The organism is Priestia sp. YIM B13551, from assembly GCF_042787905.1.
GTDB lineage: Bacteria > Bacillota > Bacilli > Bacillales > Bacillaceae_H > Priestia.
Genome location: NZ_JBHZOX010000002.1, coordinates 663,320 through 680,311 on the forward strand (window position 1 = coordinate 663,320; position 16,992 = coordinate 680,311).

At 39.4% G+C, this 16,992-nt stretch carries 19 protein-coding genes; 2 read left to right on the top strand and 17 right to left on the bottom strand.

Annotated features, from left to right (window positions below; genetic code table 11):
* The first annotated feature begins 49 nt into the window (after positions 1-49).
* Entirely contained in the window at positions 50-949 is a 900-nt protein-coding gene (locus ACFX4N_RS12855; RefSeq protein ID WP_140456995.1) for an alpha/beta hydrolase family protein, read from the top strand.
* A gap of 201 nt (positions 950-1,150) precedes the next feature.
* On the opposite strand, the gene ACFX4N_RS12860 is transcribed toward ACFX4N_RS12855, so the two are convergent.
* The 8 genes from ACFX4N_RS12860 to ACFX4N_RS12895 all read right to left on the bottom strand — a co-directional run bounded on the left by ACFX4N_RS12860 (position 1,151) and on the right by ACFX4N_RS12895 (position 8,884).
* A complete protein-coding gene (locus tag ACFX4N_RS12860) occupies positions 1,151-1,987 on the bottom strand; it encodes an alpha/beta fold hydrolase (RefSeq protein ID WP_013058354.1) in 837 nt (278 codons plus the stop codon).
* 36 nt (positions 1,988-2,023) lie between these two features.
* Positions 2,024-3,115: a low temperature requirement protein A gene (locus ACFX4N_RS12865; RefSeq protein ID WP_274589084.1), complete on the bottom strand. Its 1,092-nt coding sequence runs from the start codon at positions 3,113-3,115 to the stop codon at positions 2,024-2,026.
* 257 nt (positions 3,116-3,372) lie between these two features.
* A complete protein-coding gene (ycaC, locus tag ACFX4N_RS12870; protein ID WP_057234398.1) occupies positions 3,373-4,017 on the bottom strand; it encodes an isochorismate family cysteine hydrolase YcaC in 645 nt (214 codons plus the stop codon).
* A 174-nt stretch (positions 4,018-4,191) separates the two neighbouring features.
* Positions 4,192-4,758, bottom strand: coding sequence for an NADPH-dependent FMN reductase (locus ACFX4N_RS12875; RefSeq protein WP_029323469.1), 567 nt, complete (start codon positions 4,756-4,758; stop codon positions 4,192-4,194).
* Between the two features lie 155 nt (positions 4,759-4,913).
* On the bottom strand, positions 4,914-5,852 hold the full coding sequence (locus tag ACFX4N_RS12880) for a ring-cleaving dioxygenase (RefSeq protein ID WP_013058358.1): 939 nt from the start codon (positions 5,850-5,852) through the stop codon (positions 4,914-4,916).
* Between the two features lie 142 nt (positions 5,853-5,994).
* Positions 5,995-6,393 carry a DoxX family protein gene (locus tag ACFX4N_RS12885; RefSeq protein ID WP_013058359.1) on the bottom strand — a complete coding sequence of 133 codons (399 nt, stop codon included), beginning with the start codon at positions 6,391-6,393 and terminating at the stop codon, positions 5,995-5,997.
* A 610-nt stretch (positions 6,394-7,003) separates the two neighbouring features.
* Complete coding sequence (locus tag ACFX4N_RS12890; protein ID WP_274589082.1) at positions 7,004-7,855, bottom strand: aldo/keto reductase; 852 nt, start codon at positions 7,853-7,855, stop codon at positions 7,004-7,006.
* 45 nt (positions 7,856-7,900) lie between these two features.
* Positions 7,901-8,884 carry an aldo/keto reductase gene (locus tag ACFX4N_RS12895; RefSeq protein WP_116299169.1) on the bottom strand — a complete coding sequence of 328 codons (984 nt, stop codon included), beginning with the start codon at positions 8,882-8,884 and terminating at the stop codon, positions 7,901-7,903.
* Positions 8,885-9,088: 204 nt separating this feature from the next.
* Here ACFX4N_RS12895 and ACFX4N_RS12900 point away from each other — a divergent pair, with 204 nt between their 5' ends.
* Positions 9,089-10,012, top strand: coding sequence for an AraC family transcriptional regulator (locus ACFX4N_RS12900; protein ID WP_116299170.1), 924 nt, complete (start codon positions 9,089-9,091; stop codon positions 10,010-10,012).
* A 389-nt stretch (positions 10,013-10,401) separates the two neighbouring features.
* On the opposite strand, the gene mdh is transcribed toward ACFX4N_RS12900, so the two are convergent.
* Genes mdh through eutC form a run of 9 tightly spaced genes read right to left on the bottom strand, consistent with a single transcriptional unit; the run spans position 10,402 to position 16,987 of the window.
* Positions 10,402-11,358, bottom strand: coding sequence for a malate dehydrogenase (gene mdh, locus ACFX4N_RS12905; RefSeq protein ID WP_057273743.1), 957 nt, complete (start codon positions 11,356-11,358; stop codon positions 10,402-10,404).
* Between the two features lie 35 nt (positions 11,359-11,393).
* The gene (locus tag ACFX4N_RS12910) at positions 11,394-11,807 is read right to left on the bottom strand and encodes a BMC domain-containing protein (protein ID WP_057273744.1); all 414 of its coding nucleotides are present in this window, start codon (positions 11,805-11,807) and stop codon (positions 11,394-11,396) included.
* Positions 11,800-12,084: a EutN/CcmL family microcompartment protein gene (locus tag ACFX4N_RS12915; RefSeq protein WP_013058362.1), complete on the bottom strand. Its 285-nt coding sequence runs from the start codon at positions 12,082-12,084 to the stop codon at positions 11,800-11,802. Before ACFX4N_RS12915 ends, ACFX4N_RS12910 begins: the two co-directional genes overlap by 8 nt.
* On the bottom strand, positions 12,081-12,746 hold the full coding sequence (locus ACFX4N_RS12920; protein ID WP_274588680.1) for a hypothetical protein: 666 nt from the start codon (positions 12,744-12,746) through the stop codon (positions 12,081-12,083). Before ACFX4N_RS12920 ends, ACFX4N_RS12915 begins: the two co-directional genes overlap by 4 nt.
* Positions 12,743-13,396, bottom strand: coding sequence for a phosphate propanoyltransferase (locus ACFX4N_RS12925; RefSeq protein ID WP_057273746.1), 654 nt, complete (start codon positions 13,394-13,396; stop codon positions 12,743-12,745). Before ACFX4N_RS12925 ends, ACFX4N_RS12920 begins: the two co-directional genes overlap by 4 nt.
* A 25-nt stretch (positions 13,397-13,421) precedes the next feature.
* Positions 13,422-13,715, bottom strand: coding sequence for an ethanolamine utilization microcompartment protein EutM (gene eutM / locus ACFX4N_RS12930; protein WP_013058365.1), 294 nt, complete (start codon positions 13,713-13,715; stop codon positions 13,422-13,424).
* Between the two features lie 16 nt (positions 13,716-13,731).
* Positions 13,732-15,261: an acetaldehyde dehydrogenase (acetylating) gene (locus ACFX4N_RS12935; RefSeq protein ID WP_192100159.1), complete on the bottom strand. Its 1,530-nt coding sequence runs from the start codon at positions 15,259-15,261 to the stop codon at positions 13,732-13,734.
* Between the two features lie 34 nt (positions 15,262-15,295).
* Positions 15,296-15,949 (bottom strand): ethanolamine utilization microcompartment protein EutL, encoded by a 654-nt coding sequence (gene eutL, locus ACFX4N_RS12940; RefSeq protein ID WP_057234380.1) that lies wholly within the window; start codon positions 15,947-15,949, stop codon positions 15,296-15,298.
* Between the two features lie 12 nt (positions 15,950-15,961).
* Positions 15,962-16,987, bottom strand: a complete 1,026-nt coding sequence (eutC, locus tag ACFX4N_RS12945; protein WP_057273747.1) for an ethanolamine ammonia-lyase subunit EutC — start codon at positions 16,985-16,987, stop codon at positions 15,962-15,964.
* Positions 16,988-16,992 lie beyond the last annotated feature (5 nt).

Consider the following 16,992-nt stretch of genomic DNA (forward strand, 5'->3'; position numbering starts at 1 on the left):
TATGAGCCTGCTGTAATAGGGATTTTTAAAAGCAAGGAGGAGGATATACGTGCAAATAAAAAAAGATGAAAGACAGTCATTTTATGCCGGATGTCAATTCGTAGATATAGAAGATCAAGAAAATGAACACGTCTTTCCTCTGCTTATTATGTATCCTACATATAAAGAAGAAACAGTTGAAAAGATCGGACCTTACACGATAAGCGTTGCGCAAGATGCTCCGCTTTCAGATGGATTATTTCCTTTGGTCATTATTTCTCATGGAGATGGAAGCACACCTTTTGCTTATCGAACAATTGCTCAGTTTTTAGCACGTCATGGTTTTATTGTAGGAATACCTCAGCATCCGTTTAATAATCGAGAGAATAATACGCTATCTGGAACAATAGGTAATCTAAAAAATCGGCCTACCCATATACGTACTGTAATTGATTGGTTTTTGAAAGAAAGTTCCTTTTCTCCATCCATTAAATCAAATAATATTTCTCTTATTGGCCATTCAATGGGAGGATATACGGCTCTTGCTGTAGCAGGTGGAGTTCCCACTTCTTTTCCTTCTGAATCTCCTGATCAAAAGCCTTATTGTTTATCTGTTGATCATGATAAGCGGGTTCAATCACTTATTCTTTTAGCGCCAGCCACCGGATGGTTCAGAGAAAGAGGAGCTCTTGAAGACGTGAATATACCTATTTTAATGATTACAGGCGAAAAGGATACGATTACTCCTTCTTTTCACGGGGAATTTGTATTAAATGGGGTTTCTGATGCGGAAAAAGTTCAGCATATAGTTGCAAAAAATGGAGGGCACTTTTCATTTCTCAGCCCATTTCCCGACTTTATGAAATCTCCTACCTTCCTCCCTTCTCAGGATCCGGAAGGCTTTAATCGCAAAGAGTTTCATGAGGACCTGCAAAACACTATATTGGACTTTTTATTACGTTCTTTTTAACTATTAGTATTCTATATATTTTTGAGACTTCTAAAGCTACTAAAAGCATTTTTAAATCTTATATCAATAAAAAAAGTGATGTTAAGTAATTTCACTTACTATACCTAACCACGTAAAAACAAAAAAGAAGTAACCATATTGGTAACTTCTTTTTTTCCTATTCATACGTCAGATTTTCACCTACAAAATAATCACTTACATTCAGTCTCTTAAAAATGACAGCAGCGCTTCGTTAAATTCGTGTGCATGCGTTGCATTTAAGCCGTGCGGACCGCCTTTTATTAAGGCTAACTTAGAACCAGGAATGGCTTCATGCGTTCGCTTTCCGCTATATTCAAATGGAACAATCTCATCTGAATCACCATGAATAATAAGAGCAGGTATTGTAAATTTGGCTAAATCGTCTCTGAAGTCCGTTTTGCTGAAAGCAGCTATACAGTCTAGTGTCCCTTTAGGTGATGCAGCTGCTGCAATATCCCGGTTGTAAAGTCGAAATGGTTCGCTGACTAAGTCATTTCCGTCTTCCATCCCAAAAAATGTTTTTGTAAAATTATCAAGAAAAGCTAAACGATCATTTTTTACGCCGTTTTCAAATTCTTGGATTCCTGCATCATCTAATGCTCCTTCAGGATGATCCTCTGACTTATAAAGAAATGGTGGTACAGCTCCTGCAAATACGGCTTTTTCTACTCTATCTGTTCCGTAAGTTCCTACATAACGAGCTACTTCTCCGCCGCCCATTGAAAACCCGACTAGTGTCACATTTGTTAAATCCAAATGTTCTAGCAACTGATGTAAATCAGCAGCGAATGTTTCATAATCGTAGCCGTCCCATGGCTGAGAAGACTTTCCGAATCCTCGGCGGTCATACGTTATGACTCTGTATCCAGCCTCAACAAGAGCTGGAACCTGATATTCCCAAGACCGTCCGCTTAGTGGCCAGCCGTGAATTAAGACAACCGGCTTTCCTGTCCCATGGTCCTCATAGTATAGTTCAATAGGTGCTTCATTTTCTGTTCCTACATTAATTTTTGCCATTTTGCTACCTCCATTATATAGTCGTTCTTTATTTGGTTAAGTGGTCGTAAACCTAGCGTAGATAATAAAAAAGACGGCTAACTCTCCTATGATGAGGGTGCTCGGGACGACTAAAAGTAAGTTAATAATAAAAAACACAGCTAAAATTCCTAAAAACAAGCCTAAATGATACACTTTCAAACGATGTTCTTCAAATCTATACTGGTGAAAAACAAGAGTGGTTGCCATGAAGTAGAGCAGCACGGAGCCGAATACAAAATATAAGCTGAATGTGTACTGAACTTCGTGTAAAAACATGAGCTTAATCGATGCTGCAATCATGCTTAGAGACATGAGAATAAGTAAGTGTCCGTAAATAATCGTTTGTCCCGCTCTTTGGATAGACTTGTTCACTTTCTTTTCTACGTTCTCAAAGTACTGCCACCACATGGCGATGATCAGGACAAATGAAATAACCGAAAATAAAATGGTATTCCAGTCCCCTTTTTGTGGCTGTATCACAGCAAGAATGCTGACAACGGATTCTCCAAACAGGATTAATGTTAGTAACGCAAAGCGTTCTAACAAATGAGCGGTGTTGGTCGGTAATTTCGCTAACCGTTTATGTCCTAAAATAGGTAAAATCATATCCACTGCAATTCCTGTATATAACACGGCGTAGCGGACCCATGAATCAAAAAAGAGCGAAAGAAGCGAGATGAAAATGCCAATTCCAAAGCATACGCCTAAAAACACAGCAACTTTTTTTCTCTCACTCTGTTCAAATTTTTGAACAATAAGATATTGAATCGAGGTTAACGCTCTTAGTCCAATATAGCCAATCAGAAAAGAGACGTAATATTGATCAAAATCTACGGACAAGCTTGAGATCATGATAAGAACAAACAGCATTTGAAGAATCATAAAGATGCGCTGATGCAAAAAATCCTGTCCAAACCGATTGATAAACATTGTTTGTCCCGTCCACGCCCACCATATCGGAATAAAGATCAGTACAAACTTTAACAAGTACTCTCCATGAATATACCCTTGTTCAACGTGAAGCAAAACATGCGTAGCAGTCGCAACGGCTGCCACAAATAACAAATCATAAAAAAGCTCCAGCCACGTAACTTTTTTTTCTTCCACTACTCCGCATCCCTTCCTATCATTTATCAGGCTGTCGTTAATGTACTTTGTTTTATATACAAGAGATGCATACTTCATGACAGGTAGCGTAGTAAAAGATAGGTGAGCCAGCTGTTCATCAGTCGGCTCACCTATCTAACAATTTCTCTTATGTCGTTACGTTTTCTCCGTCACATAAATGATCCACAGATGCCATTCTACTTTCATGTCTTATATGTAAAGAGAACGACCTTTAGCAAAATGTAGTCTCTGCTACATTAGACACTCTGCTTGCTGAAATCGCGCTGAGCTCCTCTATAGCTGCCCATTAAGTTTTGATAACCAGGAAGATGACTAGAAATTAAATTACCAAAACCTTCAACGTCGTTGCGCCAGTCACGCTGAAGCTCGCACGCTACGCTAAACCAGTTCATAAGCTGTGCGCCCCCGTGAGCCATACGCGTTAATGCTGCATCCGCTACTTGCTTATTGAACGTCCCTGAAGCATCTGTCACAACAAACACTTCGTAGCCTGCTTTAATGGCCGAAAGTGCAGGAAAAGCAACGCAGACATCTGTCACTACACCTGCGATGATCAGCTGTTTTTTTCCAGTTGCTTTAATGGCTTTAACAAAGTCTTCGTTGTCCCACGCGTTAATTTGTCCAGGACGAGCTATTTTTGGCGCATCAGGAAACAAATCAACGAGTTCTTGCATGAGCGGACCGTTGGGTCCATTTTCAAAGCTTGTTGTTAAAATAACCGGTAAATCAAAGAATTTAGCCGTATCACCAAGAGCTAATACGTTGTTTTTAAATTCATCAACACCATAGTCACGTACAAGACCGGAAATAAGCCCCGTTTGGTGGTCAACTAAAAGCACGGCAGCATCATCTTTTGAAAGGCGAGAGTAAAGATCAGACATTTTATAATCCTCCTTAAATTAAGGCAAGTAAGGATACATGTACCTTTTCCATTCCTTACAAGCGGTCTATAATTTGAACGGTTTTTTGGATTTCATTTATGATCTGTGAGGTAAAACATGTATAGAAAGAAAAACTATTTCTGAGGTGAAGGTTCGTGAGGTGTGTTCTCTCTCTTAATCTAGAACAGGAACAGGTGCTTGATCAATCCAATGAATGAACTGCTGTAGGTAGCGCTGAAGATAACGTTTTGTTGATTCATCGGTTAGTACTTTTTGTTGAGCATCAATTTTTTCATGAACTTGCGAAATCAGCATTTTTTGAAATGGTAAAACGTTGACTTGCATAGCTTCCAGTACTTCTCTCGTTTGCATTTGAGCAAAAGCCGTACCGAAGCCTCCTGGAGTTGCTCCAATGAGACCAACCGGTTTTCTGTTTAAAACAGAAGAAGTCCGAGGTCTTGATGCCCAGTCTAAGGCATTTTTTAACACTCCTGGAATTCCGGAGTTGTACTCTGGACTTACAATGATAACACCGTCAACATCTTGAATCGCAGCTCTAAAAGATGCGACAGATTCTGGTGATCCGTCAGCTTCTAAGTCTTCATTAAAAAAAGGCAGGCTGCTTATTTCAATCCAGCGATATTGAGCTGAGTCATCTAATGTAGTCAATGACTCAGCGATCATTCGGTTATACGAATTCTTTCGTAAACTTCCACAAATAAGACCAATAGTTTTTGTCATCTATTCACCTCCTTACTTGGAATTAATTTCATATTACCACGGTGTTTCAAATATAGATATTAGTTTTATATATAGATAAATTAATTCCTTCTTTGTACCTAATGTAGGGTTGAACTAGCGTTTTACTATTACTAAAAGAATTTTTTCAGTGAAATTCAGTCTAATTCTCTCACTTCAAAAGGAATCAAAGCTCTTTCAATTTGATCTCGATGGGTTTCGTACTGTTCAGGCAGCATGAGCTTTTCTCCCATTGTTTCATGTGATTCATCATGTGCAAAGCCTGGAGGGTCTGTTGCAATTTCAAATAGAATTTCTCCGTGTTCTTTAAAGTAAATCGCATTAAAGTAATTCCGATCTCGAACAGCCGTCACTCCGTATCCGCTATCGGCTACGTATTTCTGCCATTCCAACTGATCTTCATCATCTTTTGCTCGCCATGCAATATGGTGAACTGTTCCAACACCCATTTGCCCGCGTCCAATGGTTGTTAATTTTAAATCGATGACATTTCCAATGTCAGCTGATGATTGAAAACGTATAAAATCTCCTTCTTGCCCTACTTTTTGTAGACCCATTACGTTTTCTAATAATTGAGCTGTTTCATCAGGTCGAACGGATAATAACGTAGCGCCTCCGAATCCTTTAATAGCAACATCAGGTTTAATTTCACCAGCTTGCCACGTATTTTTTTCTCCTTCTTCTCTTTCAACAATTTCTAGATGTAAACCATGAGGATCATCAAACTCTAAATACTGCTCTCCAAATCGCTCCATCTTTGCAGCTGGAATCCCAAACTTAGCTAATCGTTGTTCCCAAAAGTCCATCGCACCTTTTGGAACCACATAGGAAGTTACCCCAACTTGCCCGTCACCTATTTTTCCTTGTCGTGCATTTGCCCACGGAAAGAATGTGATAATCGTTCCAGGTTTTCCGCCTTCATTTCCAAAGTAAAGATGATACGTTCCTGGATCATCAAAGTTCACCGTTTGTTTGACCAAACGTAATCCTAACACACCTGCATAAAAGTCAACATTTTCTTGAGGATGACCTACAATCGCCGTGATATGATGAATACCCGCTGTTTTTTTACTCATTACTACCATCTCCTTCGATACATTTTTCGCCATATGTTTCGTTATCCCTCTTAAAATTACAACTATTTATCGTGAATATCTCGAATTCGAGATATTAATCAAAAAATAAAAGCATCTTTCTTATTCCAACCCATTTTCTCTTTTAGAAAATAAAAGTATCTAGTGCATAATAACCTGGTCCTGCAATTGCTACACCGACTGCTACAACTAGCAGCGTAAGATTATATTCATATCCGTTTTGTGTTGCCCAGTATCCATTTGGACCGTGTACTTTTACAATCGCCATGACCATTGTTCCTGCAATTAAAAGCGCTCCAAGCGGCGTAAGAAGTCCTGCAGCAAATAAAGCCCCGCCTACTAGCTCTGATAATCCAGCCATTAACGCCATTCTAACACCCGGCTTCATTCCGATGGATTCAAACCAGCCTCCTGTTCCTTTTAGCCCGTGGCCGCCAAACCATCCAAATAATTTCTGAGTTCCATGTGCCATAAAAGATAATCCAATGACTAAACGTATTAACAATAAACCAATGCTCACCATTTTTTATTCCTCCTATTTTTTCATCACTTTAAAATCTTGAATTAAAATATCTTGAATTAAGGATAATTATAAAACCTTATGATTCCACTGTCAATATAAATTTTTATATTTTTTCGTAGCTAGTTGAAACGCTTAACGACGTATTAAAAACATATTCATGATTTTGAGCGGATATGAGCATGGGAGAAGAAATATATAAGCTAAACGTTATTAATCATATTAAAAGAGGAAATAAGGATATAAAGTCATGAGAATCAGTGGCAGCAGCCTTGTAGAGGGTTATGCCCCAAATTTTAAAATTTGTAGTCGTTTCGTTACCAGCAGCTAAAAACAGCATACTGAATTCTAATATTTCGCTGTCTGTAAGCTTATTCCCCGTCAACTTCTGACGAAAATAAATTAGAAAAAACATAAAAATAAGATAAAAATTTGTTTGTTTTATGTTAAGTAAAAAAGCTGCCTCCGGATAGTCAGGGGAGGCAGCTTATAAAAGAAGCTGAATCATGTTCTCTTTTCTATTTCAATATTTTCATTCAGTTTAATCCTTCTAAAAAATCAGTAATGCTTACGCTCTCATTCTCACTTCATCTCATTATGTTAAATGAGAATATTAAATATCAAGTTTACGGTTAGAAAGCCACTTTACCATTTCAGGATCTCTATGCGAAAAGAATAAGCTCTCTTTCGTATCCAACTTCGCAATCTTCTCCATATCCTCTGTGCTTAACTCAAAGTCAAAGATATTAAAGTTCTCGACGATTCTTTCTTTGCGAACAGATTTCGGAATCACAACGACTCCTCTTTGTGTCAGCCAGCGTAAAATCACTTGAGCGACAGATTTATTATATTTCTCAGCAATTGACAGTAATAATTCATTTTGAAAAATGTCATTTTTCCCTTCTGCAAAAGGTGCCCAAGATTCAATCTGAACGTTGTTTTCCTTCATAAGCTGCGCACTTTCTACTTGCTGGCAGAAAGGATGTGTTTCAACTTGGTTTACAGCAGGCACTATTTCATTATGAGTAATCAAATCAACCAAACGGTCCGGATAGAAGTTACTAACTCCGATTGCTTTGATCTTACCCTCACGATACAATTCTTCCATCGCACGCCAAGAGCCATATATATCACCGAATGGCTGATGAATTAAATACAAATCAATATAGTCCAGTTGCAGTCTTTCCAGCGACTTTGTAAATGCGCTCTTTGTCTTCTCATAACCAGTATCTTGAACCCAGAGTTTGGTCGTAATAAATAGGTCTTCTCTTGGCACGCCGCTTCGTTTGATTGCTCGGCCGACTTCCTTCTCATTTTGATAAGACGCAGCCGTATCAATCAAACGATAGCCTGCCATAAGGGCGTCATAAACAGCTTGCTCACATTCATTTTCATCATTCATCTGAAATACACCAAAGCCTAATATAGGCATCTCAATGCCATTGTTTAATATTACTTTTTGCATATAAAAATCCCCTTTCTTTTCTCTCAATCGTTAACCTCTCATCTGTTATTTTCCTACTCTGTTTGCATATTCTTCCGGATAGCGTTCTCCGGAAACCTCAATTTTAGAGAGTGCTTCTTTCAAATCACTTAGTTCTCGTGTCGTCAGCTCAACGTCAGCTGCACCAAGGTTTTCTTCCAGACGATTTAATTTACGTGTGCCTGGAATCGGAACAATCCATGACTTTTGGGCAAGTACCCATGCAAGTGATATTTGAGCTGGTGTTGCGTTCTTTCCTGCTGCAATCTTATTTAGCAGATCAATTAAAGTTTGATTTGCTTCAAGATTCTCAGGTGTGAAGCGGGGAACCATACTACGGAAGTCAGCTTTACCGAATGTTGCATTTTTATCAATCGTTCCGGTAAGGAAGCCTTTTCCTAAGGGGCTGAACGTTACGAAGCCAATTCCAAGCTCCTCAAGTGCAGGAAGTAATTCTTCCTCAGGACTTCTCCACATCATTGAGTATTCACTTTGGATAGCTGCAAGTGGGTGCACTGCGTGTGCGCGACGAATTGTCTTCACACCTGCCTCAGAAAGCCCCCAATGTTTCACTTTCCCCTCTTGGATCAGATCTTTTACTGTTCCAGCTACCTCCTCAATTGGTACATCGGGATCAACTCGATGCTGATAATATAGATCAATAGCTTCGACGTTAAGACGTTTAAGCGATCCTTCGACTGATTGCCTAATCTGCTCCGGCCTGCTTTCAACCACCTGTTTACCATCCACGACTTTAATACCAAATTTAGTAGCAATCATAACCTCTTCCTTGAACGGAGCCAGCGCTTCTCCTACCAGCTCTTCATTCACATATGGACCATAAACTTCCGCAGTATCAAAGAAATTTACACCTCGGTCAACCGCTGCATGAATCAGAGAAATCATCTCTTTTCTGTCTGGTGCCGGACCGTACCCATGACTCATTCCCATACAACCAAGCCCTATAGAGGAAACTTCTAATCCACTTTTGCCTAATGAACGTTTTTGCATGATTGATCTTCCCTTCTTTGCATGATTGTCGTTTTAAATGTGTATATTATTTAACTCCCCCCTATTATGCACCAGCTGAGAAACCATCTGGTATCCCATTCCTCTCAAATGATTGCCTAATTCTCTCAACTCCACTTACGCAATGAAGAAACATGTATTATAATGGCGCTATCACGAAGAAAAGAAAAAGGAGAATCATACCCTATGTCTGAACAACTTTATAAACGGCAGGATGAGCTTGCTAAACTTATTGAACGTTATTCAGGGCAAGACGGTAATCACTCAACTGCTATTCCAGCTTTATTTTTCACTCGTCTCTCTAATGCCGTCGGACCAAAACATGGCGTTTACAATCCTTCTTTATGCATTATCGTTCAGGGCGCAAAAGAGGTATTGTTGGGGAAGGAACGCTTTACATATAGCCCTGCTGATTATCTTATTGCATCTGTTAACTTACCGGTTACCGCCCAAGTCGTGGAAGCTTCTCCTACTCATCCCTATTTGGCTTTTAAACTTGAATTTAAGCCTAGTGAAATCTTAGAGGTTTTACGTCATTCTCAACTTGAAGTTGATCAGAAGGAAAAGGCAAAGAGAGGTATGTACGTCAGCCCAATAGACTCATTCATGTTAGACGCAGTGATTAGGCTCGTTCGCTTGTTAGATAACCCTAAAGATATTCCTGTCCTTGCGCCACTATTTAAGAAGGAAATTCTTTATAGAGTTTTACAAGGTCCGCACGGGGCAGCCTTAAAACAAATGACAATTGAGGGAAGTTCTTCTTCACAAATAGGTGATGTTGTCGAACATATTATGAAGAACTATGATTCGTCATTTCGTATTGAAGACCTTGCGGAAATAGCGAACATGAGCGTTTCTTCGTTTCATCGACATTTTAAAGAGGTAACTGCAATGAGCCCTATTCAGTTTCAAAAGCAAATAAGACTACAAAAAGCCCGGAACCTATTACTATCGGAATCAGCAGATGCAGCTGATGTAGCATTTCGAGTAGGATATGAAAGTCCATCGCAATTCAGTCGTGAATATTCTCGCATGTTTGGACTGCCACCTAGGGAAGACATAAAGCAATTAAGGGAGAATGAAAGAGAACGAATAAATGCATACTTTTAACATTCTTCGAGTTCAGAAAAAGGAAAAAAGAGCCTTACTACACATTATTGAATAGTAAAGCTCTTTTTTTGAACCCGGAATATGATGACTTTATATTCTTAAACATAAGTTTGCCTAAAGGTTGTGTATACACAGTATACTTACTATAACAATGCCCGTTCAAACAAAACTAAACAACCAGTCACCTGTACAATATCGGCAACTGGTCGTTTAAAAGGTGTTTTGATTCCTGTCTCAAAAACAGGGGTCAGTCCCACAGCAGCTAAAGGCTTTTATCTAAAATCTATGTTATGTTTTACTTTTACTATTATTTACGATATCTTCAAGTACATAACTTGAAAATACCTCTAAATTTTAATAATAGGCAGCTGAAATAATAATAAGTTGGTTTAGCTGAATACTTCTGGTGACTCTAAAATAGCCATAACGCTTTGTACGGATTCGATTGAACGTTTTAGCCCTTCATTTTCCTTTTCCGTTAAAGGAAGTTCAATGATATGTTCAATTCCATCTCCTCCTAGGATTGTAGGTACACCTAGGTAAAGATTATTACAGCCATATTCACCTTCTAGATAAGCTACGGAAGGCAGAATTCGCTTCTTATCCTTTAGAATCGCTTCTGCCATTTGAACCATAGAAGCAGCAGGAGCATAATAGGCACTTCCATTTCCAAGCAGGTTAACGATTTCTCCTCCACCTTTGCGTGTTCGCTCTACGATAGCTTCTATCCGTTCAGGTGAAATGATTTTTTCAAGTGGAATTCCTCCAGCATACGAATAACGGACTAATGGCACCATATCGTCTCCGTGTCCGCCTAAAACAAACCCTGATACATCTTCAACAGAGATATTTAATTCTTGAGCAACAAATGTATTAAAGCGGGCTGTATCTAATACACCAGATTGGCCTATTACTCTATTTTTAGGGAACCCGGTGGTTTTATAGCAAACGTAGGTCATTGCATCGACTGGATTACTCAATACAATAATATAGCTGTTTGGTGCATGTTTTTTTACATTTTCCGATACTTCTTTCATAATTTTTGCGTTTGTTGAGACTAGGTCGTCACGGCTCATTCCCGGTTTTCTTGGAAGTCCTGCAGTAATTAATACTAAATCTGCATCCTGAATGTCTTCATAGCTAGATGTTCCCTTGATATTAGCGTCAAACCCTTGAACTGGGCTTGCCTCTAACATATCAAGTGCTTTTCCTTTGGTTGGGTTAGTCTGGGAAGGAATATCGACTAATACTACGTCTCCAAGTTCTTTTTGCGCCATCATTAATGCTGCTGTGGCTCCTGTAAATCCCGCTCCAATTACAGCTATTTTTTTACGCTTAAATGCCATGATTTATCCCCCGTTCCTCGTCGTTTATATGTATGTTATTCTACTTTTTGATCTTCTTCTACAGCAGCAGAATCTGCTTTTGCTTTATATTGAATACTGGATTTTGCTTTAGCAGCCGATGGTTTTTTAGGCGTTTTATTGTCTTTAGGTGCTGCTTTTGACTCTAGTTCTTTCGTTTCATCTTTTAATAGGCTATTTCCAACCTCTTCATCGGGATGAGGAATTACGTGTGCTGACACTAATTCTCCAACGCGAGCCGCTTCTTCTTTTCCCATATCTACAGCTGCCTGTACTGCACTAACATCACCTTCAACTAACACTGTTACAAGAGCCGCGTCCACTTTTTCTTGCTTCACTAAGCGAACATCAGCTGATTTTAGCATCGCATCCGCTGCGACAATCGAACCTATTAAACCTCTTGTTTCAATCATGCCAAGCGCTTTAGCCATTCTCTCCACCTCTTTCTATATCAACAGAGTCTATAATCCCGATAATAATTGCATCAATGGGTAATGGGGTGTCGGATGCCATATGTGCTGCGGCACTTCCTTGCGTAACCATTACCTTATCACCAATCCCCGCTCCAATACGATCAACTGCAATAAAAGAAGAGTCGTTATTCGATTTATTTAAAAGTTCCGGTTGAACAACTAAAAATTTTAAACCGCGTAAATTATCTTCTTTTCTTGTTGCCCAGACGTTGCCAATTACCGTCCCTATTTTCATAAAACATCCGCTCCCTCTATGTCTATCACGCAAATTTCTTTTCCTAATTCTCTTGCTGTATCGCGTGCTAAAGGAGTGATAATCGTTTTAGGTGAAACAGTAATTTTTTCTTCTTCTACTAATTTCACATGTCTTTGGGTTAGCACTCGTTCTGTAAATGATAAAGAATGTCTGTTTAAGCCTGATTGTAAAAATCTCTCAAACGATTGGATTTTCACCCCAAAGCCTTCTAATGTATTTTTATAAGCGATTAAATGGGCTGCATATTTGTTGTTTACTGGCTTTTTTTGATTAGTAGATAGCAAGACGTTTCCTAAAGTTACAGAAGGAATGAGTGAAACAGAAATTCCTTCTAGCAAAGCCTCAGCTAAAAGAGAACTTTCTAGTGTATCTGTCATGCCAAGCGCTCCTTTTACTAGCAGGTCTTGCTTTGCTTCTGCAAATAAAATACCTTGTATATCTTTTGGAAGGTTTTCTTTTTGGTCATCGCTGTAAACCAGTGTCCAGCTTGTTTCTAATTTTTCGAGTTGAATTGGATCAATTGCTGCTGCCTCTTCCACAATCAGCAGCTTTGGCTTTACATTTAGGTGCTGTTTGTCTGATTTATCTAATCGTTTTAAAACTTCTACTACAATTTGTTCAATCAGAGCATGATGGTTCATAAAGCTTCCTCGTATAGAGAAAGAACTCCTGTAGCTCCAGTAGAAATTAGCCCGGCATTCGCTTCATCTGTATCAATATGCATTTCAAGCTTGAACTTTGGTGAAACTCGGATTAATACACGTTCGAGCGTAGTAGGTCTTTCTCCTTGAGAGGTAATGCGAACACACTGACCATTTTTTACACCATAAGCTTCAGCATCACCTGGCGTCATATGAATATGAGCTCGTGCGATGATTAAGCCTTCTTTCTTGTAAATGCTCCCCTTCGGTCCAACTAATGTAATCGCTTCTGAATTCTTTATATCTCCAGACTCACGTAGTGGAGGAACAGAACCAAGTTTAATTGAATCTGTTTTACTGACCTCTACTTGAGTTATACTCCTTGCTGGGCCAAGGACTCGCACCTTTTCGATGCTTCCTTTAGGCCCCACAATAGTAACTGTTTCATTAGCTGCAAATTGACCAGGCTGAGACAGGTCTGATTTTTTTGTTAGTTCGTACCCTGCTCCAAAAAGAGCTTCTACATCTTCTATACTTAAGTGACAGTGTCTAGCAGATACAGCCATTGGGACTGTATTGCTTTGCTTGGTTGTTTGACTTAACTGCTGAACAACCTCTGCTACAATCGATTGAATGGCCTGCTTATTCATGCGCTATGCTCCTAACTTTTTAAGCTTATAGTTCACTATCAATTTTGGGTAAAATACTTTCTAATTCATTGTGTGGGCGTGGGATAACATGAACGGAAATAAGTTCTCCAACGCGCTGCGCAGCCGCCGCACCAGAATCTGTCGCTGCTTTTACCGCGCCTACGTCACCGCGTACTAAAACCGTTACAATTCCTCCACCTACGTGCACTTTACCAACTAAATGTACGTTTGCTGCTTTTACCATTGCGTCTGCTGCCTCTACTGATGCTACTAATCCTTTTGTTTCAATCATTCCTAATGCTGTTAGTTCTCTTGCCATTTTTAATTCCCCCTAATTAGTTTGTTTGATATTTTTGAAGTGCTTGATTAACCATTTCAGAAATTGCTGCCGAATCAATTGGTCCCTGTGGTTTTAATTGATTCATAACTTCGTTGACAATTTCCTGTACGTCTTGATGATCTTTTGTATCTGAGGAAGCAGAGGTAAAAGATATGGATGGTTTTGGAATTGTCACCTCTTTTGTACCATAAGCCATTCGCTTAATATTTAATAAATGTCGAGCGGTCACATTGTCTGACGTAATGTTACCTCCGAACGAACCACATCCTAGTGTAAAGGAAGGCTTAAGTCCCGTCGTACCACCCACAGCTCCAACTGACGAGAGTGTGTTAACCATCAGTCTTGAGACCGGCATTTCAAGAGCAAACGTTTTAGCTACAGCATCATCGTTTGTATGAAGCGATAAGCTGTGACCTCTTCCTCCAAGATTTAATAAGCTTAAACATAATTCCCTTGCTTGTTCGTCGTTCTTAGCTGTATACAATGGGAAGATAGGTGCTAGCTTTTCAATCGAAAATGGTACATCCTTTGCCACCTTTGTTTCTTCAGCAACTAAGATGCGTGTATCAGAAGGTACTGTAATACCTGCCATTTCAGCAATTTTCACAGCACTTTGACCAACAATATTTGGGTTAAGCTTCTTTGGAATGGGTGAAATCACTTTTTCCATCTTGGCTTTCTCTTCTGAATTTAAGAAGTAGGCTCCATTATTCTTTAATTCTCTAATAGCCATTTGTTGAATATTGAGGTCGACAACAATCGCTTGCTCGGTTGCACAGATCGTGCCGTTGTCGAACGTTTTGCTATCGACAATCATTTTTACTGCTTGGTCAACCTTCGCAGTCTTCTCAATATATACAGGTACGTTTCCTGGCCCTACACCATAAGCTGGTTTCCCAGAACTATACGCTGCGCGAACGAGACCACTTCCACCTGTTGCTAAAATTAAATTCACATCTTTATGCTTCATTAATTCGTTAGTTGCTTCCATAGAAGGATTAGAAATCCAACCAATAAGCCCTTCAGGAGCTCCTGCTTCAACTGCTGCACGGGAGCAAATTTTAAGCGCTTCTACTGTACAGTTCATTGCCCGGGGATGAGGGCTGACTACTAGAGCATTTCTAGTTTTTAAACTAATTAATGTCTTGAAGATAGCCGTTGAAGTTGGGTTAGTTGTCGGAATAATTCCAGCAACGACTCCAAAAGGAGAGGCAACTTCTACAACTTTGTTCGCTCTATCTTCGTGAACAATACCTACTGTTTTTTCGTTTTTAATTGATTCATAAACAGCTCTAGATCCTACCTCATTTTTAATTTTCTTATGTTCTACAACACCCATTCGCGTCTCTTCAACAGCCATTTTCGCTAATTCCAATGCTTTAGAATAAGCTGCTTCGGCAACTCGTTCAACGATACGATCTACTTGTTCTTGTGAAAAATCTAAGTATACCTGCTGTGCGGCTTTTGCCTTTTCCACTGCATCTCGCATCTCTTGTAAAGATTGAAGATCTTTATCAAACTGCACATCCAACAACTCCTTTCTACTGTCTATAAGCTTTTTAATAATGAACTGGATTTCTTGCAATGTCTAAAATAGCCTGGCGAAACGCATCAGCAGCTGCTTGACAGGCTGATTGAGACCCTGTTAAAAACCCACCGCCAAAATTTGTTTCAGAAGGAGGACCAAAAAATTTCACAAGTTCTACATCAGCTGCTTTAAGCGCTACATCAAGTCCATACATAGCCTCTAGTGGAGGGGCAATTAAATAAGCTAGTGGTTCGCCAATATCGATTCCTGCTTCTTTAGAAAGGTAAGAACCTGTTCTTGCCACCACATGTGCATACAGCGCGTGATTTTTCTCTTCATCTAACGCTTCAAAATAAGCATCTGATTTTGTCACTTGTAAAACAGCCTCAATGCCAGCTTTAACTTCATCTGGGCTTGGACCCGCTAATACCCCAATCATTTCACCTGATAGCGGACCTGACGCATGGGCAGCGCCAGCATAAAAGGAACGGGCATAAGCTACCTCAACATCTGCTCTTTTAGTGGCTTCATCTAAAGCTGTATAGCCCACGTCATCAATACTTGATGTAAACATGGCTAAACTTCTATGGTAAGGCTGCAAGTTAAACTGTTGAACTAAGGCGTCATCCACATTTGGAATCACACGAACAGCTAAAATGTCAGCATGGATACGTGTTAAAGCCACTCTTATTCACCTCTATTGTTCTTTTTGAACAAGCGATACTCCGCTAGCTTCATATTTTAAAATTTTTTGAACCAATGTACCGAGATAAGCACCCGCTTCAACTGGAGGAATACCGCCTTTATGAATATTGGAAACCACCATTCTCTCAGCTTCGATCATTCCTTTTCTCGGTTCATAGCATAAATAGGCACTTAAAGATTCTGCACTTATAAGTCCTGGGCGTTCTCCAATCAAAAGCACCACCACTTTTGGCGTCAGAAGTTCTCCGATGTCATCCATTACAGCAACCCGGCCTTTTTCTATGTAAAATGGAATGCCTACATCTAAATCTGCGCTTTTTAAGGATTGTTGAAGAGATAAATAAACATCTTCCACATTTTCCTCAATGGCTTTGGAGCTTAAACCGTCAGAAACAATAATTTGAACAGTTGGTGATTTGGTACATTTTTCTTGAATGCACTTTTTTGCTTCATCTGATAACTTTCGTCCATAATCCGGTCGGCGAATGTACACTTCTTTATCTTTTACCTGAGTATTTACTTTAAATAAATTCAATCGTTTTAAAAGGTCGTCGTTCACATTGCCATACACAGCGTCAACGGCTGCTGCATGGTCATAGCGGAATTTCAGCCATGTCTCTGTTCGTGGACGTAAGCCTGCTCTGCCAATCCCGATTCGAGCAGGTGTTTTCTGAATCAATGTGTCTAATTCTTCTTGATTCACTGGATTTTTAATACCAGACACCTGCTGTTTTGATTCAATATCTTCTTCCTGTTGAATAGCCATTTTACTTTCAGGCAGAGATGTCAAATTATTTTCTTGAATATTCGGAAATTTAATTAATTCCTTTACCGAATCATCTTCTACTACTTCAGCTAGAGGACCATTAATTACTTTCTTATTTGCACTGGATGTATGATCCCAGAAAGTTACGCTGCTTTGACGATCGTCAGTAGGAAAGCTTTGTTCGAAACTAGATTGTTTTTCTAGCTTTTCGACAATGGATCGTGTAATTTTTTCAATCAATTCAGGATTCATCTTCT